This is a genomic window from uncultured Algibacter sp., assembly GCF_905480415.1.
Taxonomy (GTDB): Bacteria; Bacteroidota; Bacteroidia; order Flavobacteriales; family Flavobacteriaceae; genus Algibacter_B.
Genome location: NZ_CAJQQI010000080.1, coordinates 1 through 9609 on the forward strand (window position 1 = coordinate 1; position 9609 = coordinate 9609).

The 9609-nt window shown below is 33.0% G+C and carries 7 protein-coding genes, 1 pseudogene and 1 riboswitch; of the genes and pseudogenes, 6 read left to right on the plus strand and 2 right to left on the minus strand.

From position 1 onward, the window contains the following. The 4 genes and pseudogenes from QZ260_RS05915 to argH all read left to right on the plus strand — a co-directional run. Positions 1-155 (plus strand): annotated as a pseudogene (locus QZ260_RS05915) (acetylornithine carbamoyltransferase); the annotation flags it as partial. Continuing rightward, a complete protein-coding gene (gene argB, locus QZ260_RS05920; RefSeq protein ID WP_295983894.1) occupies positions 148-930 on the plus strand; it encodes an acetylglutamate kinase in 783 nt (260 codons plus the stop codon). The pseudogene QZ260_RS05915 and the gene argB, both read left to right, overlap by 8 nt. Before the next feature lies 1 nt (position 931). Then, the gene (locus tag QZ260_RS05925) at positions 932-1999 is read left to right on the plus strand and encodes a M20 family metallo-hydrolase (RefSeq protein WP_295983896.1); all 1068 of its coding nucleotides are present in this window, start codon (positions 932-934) and stop codon (positions 1997-1999) included. 189 nt (positions 2000-2188) lie between these two features. Then, positions 2189-3463, plus strand: a complete 1275-nt coding sequence (gene argH / locus QZ260_RS05930; protein WP_295983899.1) for an argininosuccinate lyase — start codon at positions 2189-2191, stop codon at positions 3461-3463. Between the two features lie 294 nt (positions 3464-3757). Here the strand turns inward: argH and leuB are convergent, their stop codons facing one another. Both leuB and QZ260_RS05940 read right to left on the minus strand, forming a co-directional pair. Beyond that, a complete protein-coding gene (gene leuB, locus QZ260_RS05935; protein WP_295983901.1) occupies positions 3758-4876 on the minus strand; it encodes a 3-isopropylmalate dehydrogenase in 1119 nt (372 codons plus the stop codon). A gap of 10 nt (positions 4877-4886) precedes the next feature. Continuing rightward, positions 4887-6062 carry a 2-isopropylmalate synthase gene (locus QZ260_RS05940; protein ID WP_295983906.1) on the minus strand — a complete coding sequence of 392 codons (1176 nt, stop codon included), beginning with the start codon at positions 6060-6062 and terminating at the stop codon, positions 4887-4889. A 148-nt stretch (positions 6063-6210) separates the two neighbouring features. On the opposite strand from QZ260_RS05940, the gene QZ260_RS05945 reads away from it, so the two are divergent. Both QZ260_RS05945 and QZ260_RS05950 read left to right on the plus strand, forming a co-directional pair. Further along, on the plus strand, positions 6211-7770 hold the full coding sequence (locus QZ260_RS05945; protein WP_295983912.1) for a hypothetical protein: 1560 nt from the start codon (positions 6211-6213) through the stop codon (positions 7768-7770). A gap of 87 nt (positions 7771-7857) precedes the next feature. Then, positions 7858-7983: riboswitch (SAM riboswitch) on the plus strand. A 110-nt stretch (positions 7984-8093) separates the two neighbouring features. Next, positions 8094-9368: an O-acetylhomoserine aminocarboxypropyltransferase/cysteine synthase family protein gene (locus tag QZ260_RS05950; RefSeq protein WP_295983909.1), complete on the plus strand. Its 1275-nt coding sequence runs from the start codon at positions 8094-8096 to the stop codon at positions 9366-9368. Positions 9369-9609: the final 241 nt, after the last annotated feature.

Consider the following 9609-nt stretch of genomic DNA (forward strand, 5'->3'; position numbering starts at 1 on the left):
GCGATGCTAAATTCATGCATTGTTTACCGGTAAGACGTAATTTAGTTGTTGAAGATGCAGTTTTAGATAGTGATAGTTCGTTAGTGATTGAACAAGCTAATAACAGAACGTATGCAGCGCAATTGGTGCTTAAAAAGATTCTAGAAAATGTCTAAAGAAAAACTATCCATAGTAAAAATAGGAGGAAACATCATTGAAGATGAAACGTCTTTGAATGCTTTTTTAGAATTATTTTCTAATTTAGAAGGGAAGAAAATTTTGGTACATGGTGGCGGTAAACGCGCAACTCATATGGCATCAAAATTAGGTATAGAATCTAAAATGATAAATGGTAGACGTATCACTGATGCTGACACTTTAGAAGTGATTACCATGGTTTATGGTGGTTTGGTTAATAAGAATGTGGTTACGAAATTACAAGCCTTAAACACAGATGCCATTGGTTTAACTGGTGCAGATGTAAACAGTATCAAGTCTGATAAGCGACCAGTAAAAGAGATTGATTTTGGTTTTGTAGGCGATGTAAAGGAAGTGGCACATAATTCGATTGATAAGTTAATTCAAACTGATTTTACACCTGTCTTTTGTGCCATTACGCATGATGGAAACGGTCAATTATTAAATACAAATGCAGATACAATAGCATCGCAAGTAGCAGTAGGGATGAGTAATTTGTATGACACATCTATTTATTATTGTTTTGAACTGAATGGTGTTTTAAGAGATATAAATGACAAGGATTCGGTGGTTAGGCATATAGATTCAAAAGTTTATAAAGAACTACTAGAACAAGGTATTATAGCAGATGGTATGCTGCCTAAATTAGAAAATTGTTTTGATGCCTTGAAAAACGGCGTCAACAATATAAATATGGGAAACACCTCGATGTTAACCCAAGCGAATGATAATTTCACGACAATAACTTTATAATATGGCGATACAAGACTTAACAAATGATGCCATATCACTTTTAAAAAAGCTGATAGAAACGCAATCTTTTTCTTCTGAAGAATATGTTACAGCATTGCATATTGAAGATTGGTTTAAGCGTTATGATGTAGTTTTCAAACGTGCAAAAAATAATGTTTGGGCAGTAAATAAGTATTTTGATTCCCGCAAACCAACGCTGTTATTAAACTCGCATCACGATACCGTAAAACCAAATTCAGCATATACTAACGATCCATTTAATGCCTTTGTGGAAGATGGGAAATTATTCGGTTTAGGAAGTAATGATGCAGGCGGCTGTTTAGTGTCGTTAATGGCAACATTTACTCATTTTTATAATCAAGAAAATTTAAAATATAATTTGGTTATTGTCGCTTCCGCGGAAGAGGAAAGTAGCGGTCCAAATGGATTAAACAGTATGTTATCTATTATACCAAAAGTAGATGTTGCCATAGTTGGCGAACCAACTTTAATGAATCTTGCGGTTGCCGAAAAAGGATTGGTTGTGTTTGATGCCGTGATAGAAGGTACGCCAAGTCATGCAGCACATCCAAATGATAATAACGCCATTTATAATAGTATTGAAGCTTTACAGTGGTTTAAAGATTTTAAGTTTGAAAAAGGCTCTGAAGCTTTAGGCGATGTGAAGTTAACGGTTTCTCAAATTAGTGCAGGTTCACAGCATAATGTGGTGCCAGGACATGTAGATTTGGTGATTGATGTTCGTGTAAATGATGCCTATAGTAATGCAGAAGTTGCGCAAATTTTAAAAGAGAACGCACCGGTTACTAGTATTACACCACGAAGTTTACGTTTAAATTCATCATCAATTCCTGTAGATCACGATTTGGTAAAAGTAGGTATCGCCATGGGCAGAAGCACTTATGGGTCACCAACATTATCAGACCAAGCAGTCTTGTCTTGTCCGAGTTTAAAATTAGGACCAGGAGATAGCACGCGTTCACATTCAGCAGATGAATTTATTTATGTAAACGAGATTGAAGAAGGTATTAAAATTTATATTGAATTGTTAAATCGAGTAATCGTATAAACAAATAAGAACGTTATGTCACCCTGAGCATAGTCGAAGGGTCTCATATAACGAAATAATATTAAAAAGAATCAAGAATAGAGAAACACGAAAAGAGATTTGATTGAAGTATTCAATCAGAGTCTTTGTTCTAAAAGCGAAGCGATCTTTTCTCTTTATTCTAAATTTTAAGAATTAAAATTTATTAAAATGAAACTCTGGGACAAAGGCATATCAATCGATAAAAAAATAGAACAATTTACCGTTGGAAACGACCGAGAAATTGATATTCATATAGCAAAGTACGATGTTATTGCATCAAAGGCACATGCTAAAATGCTTCAAAAAATCGGTATTATTACTGTTGAAGAATTGGTTGATTTGCTAAGAGGCTTAAAAACTCTAGAAAAGCAAATTGAAGATGGTACGTTTGTCATTGATGAGCAATTTGAAGATGTGCACTCTAAAATAGAATTTGAATTGACTAAGTCTTTAGGTGAAGTTGGTAAAAAAATCCACACCGCGCGATCTAGAAATGATCAAGTTTTAGTGGCTTGCAATTTATATTACAGAGACCATTTAAAACTTATAAAAGACAAGACAAAAACCCTTTTTGAAACGCTTTTAGGTTTGGCTGAAACCTATAAAGATAAAGTTTTACCTGGTTATACGCATTTACAAGTTGCGATGCCATCATCTTTCGGATTATGGTTTTCTGCCTATGCAGAACTCATGATTGATGACGTATTTTTGCTAGATGCTGCCATAAAAACTGTAGACCAAAACCCTTTAGGGTCTGCAGCAGGATATGGAAGTTCGTTTCCAATTGATAGAGAATTAACTACCAAAGAAATGGGCTTTGCCACTTTAAAATATAATGTGGTAGCTGCACAAATGGGGAGAGGTAAAAACGAGCGAACCATCGCAGCAGCATTAGGTGGTTTGTGTAATACATTATCTCGTTTTGCTATGGATGTGTGTCTGTATATGAGTCAGAATTTTGGGTTTTTATCTTTTCCTGATGAATTAACAACAGGAAGCAGCATTATGCCTCATAAAAAGAACCCAGATGTATTTGAGTTAATCCGTGGGAAGTGTAATAAGATTCAAGCGCTACAAACCGAAATGATTTTAATAACTAATAATTTACCGAGTGGTTATCACAGAGATTTTCAGTTGTTAAAAGAAAATATGATTGCAGCTTTCGAAGAGCTTAAAGATATTTTAGATGTTTTCAACTACTCCATTCAGCAAATTATTGTGAAAAACGTTGATGTAAATAGTGATTTGTATAAATACCTTTTCACTGTTGATAATATAAATACTTTGGTGGTTGAAGGACAAAGTTTTAGAGAAGCTTACCAAAAAATTGGCGGACAAGTGCAAGATGGCACTTATGTTCCTGATACTTCAAAAAAACATACACATGCTGGAAGTATTCATAACTTGTGTTTGGATAAGATTCGGGCTAAATTCCCAGTCTAAGAATTTACAGGCTTAGTAAATTTTTATCACGAACTTCCCTTAACGATGGATAAAGTTATTGGAAACGGAACTTTATCTTTTGGCTTTAGTGTATTTACTTGCTAAATTTCTTATTTAATTCTTCTACAATCAATTCTGTTTTTTTTGTTTTTTGCGTCTTTATCTAAAATAAGTGTGGTCGTCCAAATAGGTCAAAATAAAGTATATTAAAAAAGCACATTAGTTATAATGTGCTTTTAAGGCATTTCCAAAAAAATGGTTTAGTTTAATTTGTTTGTTGACTAACTCAAATAATTAAATAATAGTGGATTGCCCTAAATGAATATTAGTAAAGTTTAGATTAGTTTCTTCTGGATTTTGTATAAAATCTTCTATAAAATCGCCCACTTTTGTGGTGCTAATATTGTCGTATTTGTTATTTAAATCCGGTGTGGTAATATGAAGTTTTAAAGACTTATCGACACCTTCTCTTACTAGGGCTGCTTCTTCGTCAAGCCCAAAATGATCTAGTAACATAGCTGCCGATAGAATGGATGCAATAGGGTTTGCAATTCCTTTATTTGCTGCTTTTGTGTATGCTCCATGAATGGGTTCGAACATAGCGTATTTATCGCCAATAGATGCGGATGCTAATAAACCAATAGACCCAACAATAACGCTGGCTTCTTCTGATAGGATATCACCAAACATGTTTTCGGTTAAAATAACATCAAACTGTCTTGGATGAATAATAAGTTCCATAGCAGCGTTATCAATGTACATGTAATTAACTCTAACATTTGGATATTGCGGCGCTAATTCTTTTACAATACGTCTCCAAAGACGGGAGCTCTCCAATACATTTGCTTTATCAACTAGAGTAAGTTTGCGTTTTCTAGATTGTGCAGCTTTAAATGCTAAATGCGCAATACGCTCGATTTCAAAACGGTTATATTCACAAGTGTCTGATGCTGTATTGCCATCCTTACTTAGGTGTCTTTTTCCAAAGTAAATACCACCAGTTAATTCACGATAAATAAGAATATTGGTGTCTTTTATTTGCTTAATTTTTAATGAAGATTTACTTAGTAAATCTTCATAAGCAATGATTGGTCTGATGTTGGTATATAAGTCTAATTCTTTACGAATACCTAATAAACCTTGTTCAGGACGTATTTTGGCATCAGGGTCTTCATCATATTTTGTGTCCCCAATGGCCCCAAATAAAACAGCATCTGCTTTTTTGCAGATGCTAATGGTTTCTTCTGGTAATGGGCTTCCTGTTTTATCTATGGCGCTGGAACCAACCAATGCTTTTTGAAATGTAAATATGTGATTAAATTCCATGGCTATAGCTTTCAAAACCTTGACGGCTTGTACTATAACTTCTGGTCCGATACCATCGCCTGGTAAAACGGCAATATTTAATTTCATTTATTTTTATTTAAGCGGAAATAATCTCGTTATATATTTTGCTCTTTTCTATAATTTGGTGGATATCACTATCATTAACTTCTTTTTTCTTATCGGCGAAATCTAGGAAATTTGTATAGATTACATCTAATTGAAGTTTCGTTAATTCGTATCCTACTTTTTTTGCTCTATAGGCTAATGCAGCTCTACCGCTTCTTGCTGTTAATACAATAGCAGATTCTGTTACACCAACAGATTTAGGATCTATAATTTCGTAAGTTTCACGATTTTTAATCACACCATCTTGATGAATTCCAGAACTGTGAGCAAAAGCATTAGCACCAACAATAGCCTTGTTTGGCTGGGTATAAATACCCATGCTATCAGACACTAATTGGCTCATACCATACAGCATTTCTGTATTAATGCCTGTGTCAAGATTTAAGTAAGGGTGTTGCTTTAAAATCATAACGACTTCCTCTAAGGCGGTGTTTCCTGCACGTTCTCCAATACCATTAATAGTGCATTCAATTTGCCGTGCGCCATTAATAACGCCTTCAATAGAATTTGCTGTAGCTAAACCCAAATCGTTATGACAGTGACAAGATAATATAGCTCTGTCAATACCTTTTACATTTTCTTTTAAATATTTTATTTTTGCTCCGTATTCATGAGGAAGACAGTACCCTGTTGTATCTGGAATGTTTAAAACCGTTGCTCCAGCTTTAATAACTGCTTCGCAAACTCGTGCTAAATATTCGTTATCTGTTCTGCCTGCATCCTCGGCATAAAACTCAACATCTTCAACAAAAGATTTGGCATAACTTACGGCTTTTACGGCACGTTCAATAATATCTTCTTGAGTAGATTTGAATTTGAATTTTATATGAGAGTCTGAAGTTCCAATGCCTGTATGAATCCTTGGTATTTTTGCATATTTTAATGCTTCTCCAGCTACTTTAATATCATTTTCTACAGAGCGGGTTAAACCACAAACGGTAGCATGTTTTACAATTTTTGAAATTTCTTGGACTGATTTGAAATCTCCAGGACTAGACACCGGAAAACCAGCTTCAATAATATCTACACCCAATAAATCAAGCTGTTCAGCAATAACTAATTTCTGCTCAGTATTCAATTTACAACCAGGGACTTGCTCCCCGTCTCGTAGTGTAGTATCAAAAATTTGGACTTTATTATCAGACATTTATTAAAATATATTTTCGTATTGTTATACGAATGTATATTTTGGTTTGTTAAATACAGAACTTCATATATAAATTTTACGATGTTTAACTAGGTGTTGGAAAGTTTAAATAATTGAAAATCAGTTTAATAATACTGTTTTTATGACTATGACGAAAGAGCAAAAAGATAATTTATTTGTATTAATAAAATCGTTGTCTAAATCGGAAAAAAGACAATTCAAGCTTTATGTTGGCCGATTGGGCGTAAATGAAGACTCAAAATTCTTGATGCTTTTTAATATTCTTGATAAACTTTCAGCATATGATGAAGCCGCTATTCTAAAAAAGGGCATTGTTAAGAAGCAGCAACTTTCTAACCTAAAAGCGCATCTGTATAAACAAATTTTAATTAGTTTACGATTAAATCCATCTCATCAAGATATCCGAATTCAAATTCGAGAACAATTAGATTTTGCTACTATATTATATCATAAAGGGCTTTATAAACAAAGTTTAAAAATTTTGGATAAAGCCAAAAATTTAGCAATTTCAAATGAAGAAAAAAATGTGGCCTATGAAATTGTTGAGCTTGAGAAGGTTATTGAATCTCAGTATATTACTCGGAGTCTAAACAATAGAGCAGACGAACTTTCTATTCAGGCTAGAGATTTAAGTAGGCAAAATGTATTAGCTAGTAAATTATCTAATTTGTCACTGCAGTTATACGGCCAGTTTTTAAAAACGGGTTATGTTAAAAATAAAGCCGAAACAAAAAAAATCACAGATTATTTTAATGCAAGACTTCCTAAATATAATATTAACGAATTAGGAACGAGAGAAAAACTATGGCTTTATAAAGCACATTTATGGTATAGTTTTTTAACTCAAGATTTTTTATCCTGCTATAAATATGCTTTAAAATGGGTGGATTTGTTCTATGAAAATAAAGACATGATTGTTTTAAACCCCGTATTTTTTCTAAGAGGAAATCATTATCTACTAGAGTCTTTATTCTATTTAAGGCAATACAAAAAATTTAGATTTTCGTTATCTAGATTAGAGGCTATTACTAAAGAAAAATGGTTTCCTTTAGATGATAATATTGATGGTTTAGCTTTCTTATATATACATAATAATAAATTTAATTTACATTTTATAGAAGGTAGTTTTGTTGAAGGTTTACCCTTAGTCGATGAGGTTCTAGAGCGTTTAGAAAATTATAAGAATCGTATTGACGAACATCATATTATGGTGTTTTATTACAAAATTGCAAGTATGTATTTTGGTGCTGGTGATAATAAAAAATGCATCTACTTTTTAGAAAAAATAATCAGTAATAAATCATTACAAATGCGTGAGGATTTGTTGTGCTTCTCTAGGATATTAAATCTTGTGGCGCATTATGAAGCTGGACTTGATTATAATTTAGAGGTTTTAATTAAGAGTACTTATAAGTTTTTAATTAAAATGGAAGATTTGTATGAAGTGCAAAAGGAGTTTATTAAGTTTTTAAGAGGACTAGGTGATATTTACCCAAATGAAGTAAAAGGTGAGTTCATTAAACTTCATAAGAAATTGAAAGAGTTTGAGGATGACCCATATGAAAGTCGAGCCTTTTTATATTTGGATATTATTTCATGGCTAGAATCAAAGATTCAGAATAAACCTATTGGACTTATTATTAGAAATAAGTTTAAAGAAACCAAGAACGACATTAAAAAAATCTGAGATAAAAATAAAATTTCCTCTAAAATATTTGGATACTAACTTTTTCTGAGGTTATATTTGCATCACAAAGTTCAAACACTTACTGAAATGTTATCAAGAAAGGCAGAGGGATTAGACCCGTTGAAGCCTTAGCAACCCTTTAAACTTATTAAAGAAGGTGCTAAATTCTACTTAGATTACTGATTCATTTATCGGTGTTTGGATAGATAACTAAAATAATTACTTCACGTAATTTTATATTTTCTTTTTAACATTTTTCTATTAAGTACGCTTTTAAAGCGCATTTTGACTTTTTAATTAATTTATTAAAAAAATCTAGAAAAATGAGTACATTAAAATTAGCAACAAACGCATTACATGCAGGTCACGATGTTACAGCAAACGGAGGTACACGTGCGGTGCCAATTTATCAAACAACATCATATGTGTTTAATAACTCAGATCATGCAGCAAATCTGTTTTCTTTGCAAGAATTAGGCTTTATTTATACCCGATTAAACAACCCAACAAACCAAATACTACAAGAGCGTTTAGCTGCTTTAGAAGGTGGTATTGGAGCCGTTGTTTTTGCATCTGGAACTGCTGCTATTGCAACAGGTTTATTGACCTTGTTAAAAGCGGGCGATCATATTGTAGCTTCAAGCAGTTTATATGGAGGCACATACAATTTATTGAGTGTGACCTTGCCAAGGTTTGGCATTACAACAACGTTTGTGGATGCTTCAAACCCTGATAATTTTGCTGATGCCGTACAAGATAATACCAGAGCATTTTTTGTTGAATCTTTAGGGAATCCGAAACTTGATGTTTTAGATTTAGAAGCTATTGCAGAACATTCTAAAGCGGCAGAAGTGCCTTTTATAGTCGATAATACAGTAGCGACACCAGCATTATTAAATCCAATAAAGCATGGAGCAAACATTGTAATACATTCTTTAACCAAATATATTGGCGGACAAGGAACATCTTTAGGTGGTGCTATTGTAGATGCTGGTACTTTTAATTGGGCGAATGGTAAATTCCCAGAATTTACAGAGCCTTCAGCAGGATATCACGGATTAAAATATCATGAAGCTTTAGGTGCAGCAGCATATACATTCAAATTAATTCTTGAAGGTTTAAGAGATTTTGGAGGCGCTTTAAGTCCAACAAATGCATTCAATATTATTCAGGGATTAGAAACCTTACCAATAAGAATCAAACAGCACAGTGAAAATGCTTTAGAATTGGCAAAATGGTTAGAAGCGCAAGATGAAGTGGCTTGGGTTAATTATCCGGGATTAGAAAGTAGCAAATACAAACAATTAGCTGATAAATATTTGCCAAACGGGCAAAGTGGTATTGTTACATTTGGACATAAAGGTGGTTTTGAGGCAGCTAAAAAGATAGCAGATAACACAAAGTTATTCTCATTATTAGCCAATATTGGAGATACAAAATCGCTTATTATCCATCCTGGAAGTACAACTCATCAACAATTAGATGAAGCGGAACAAGCTTCTGCTGGTGTGTCTGGAGATTTAATTCGTTTATCGGTGGGAATTGAAGATGTTGAAGATTTAAAAGCAGATTTAACACAAGCATTCAAAACAATATAAAAAAATAATACCTTGAATATATCTCAAGGCATCAATTGAAATTATCATCCCGGCGAAAACGAAGATTCATGAAATTATTAATTTAAAATAAAAATCAATGAATAATGCGGGAATCTCATTTGTAAATAAAAATGTAATTTGAAACATCCATTAGAACATATCATCATTACTAATTTTACTACCGAAAATGGTGCGTTTAATTCTGAAATAAACTTAAGTTATCAAGTTTTTGGTAAATCTT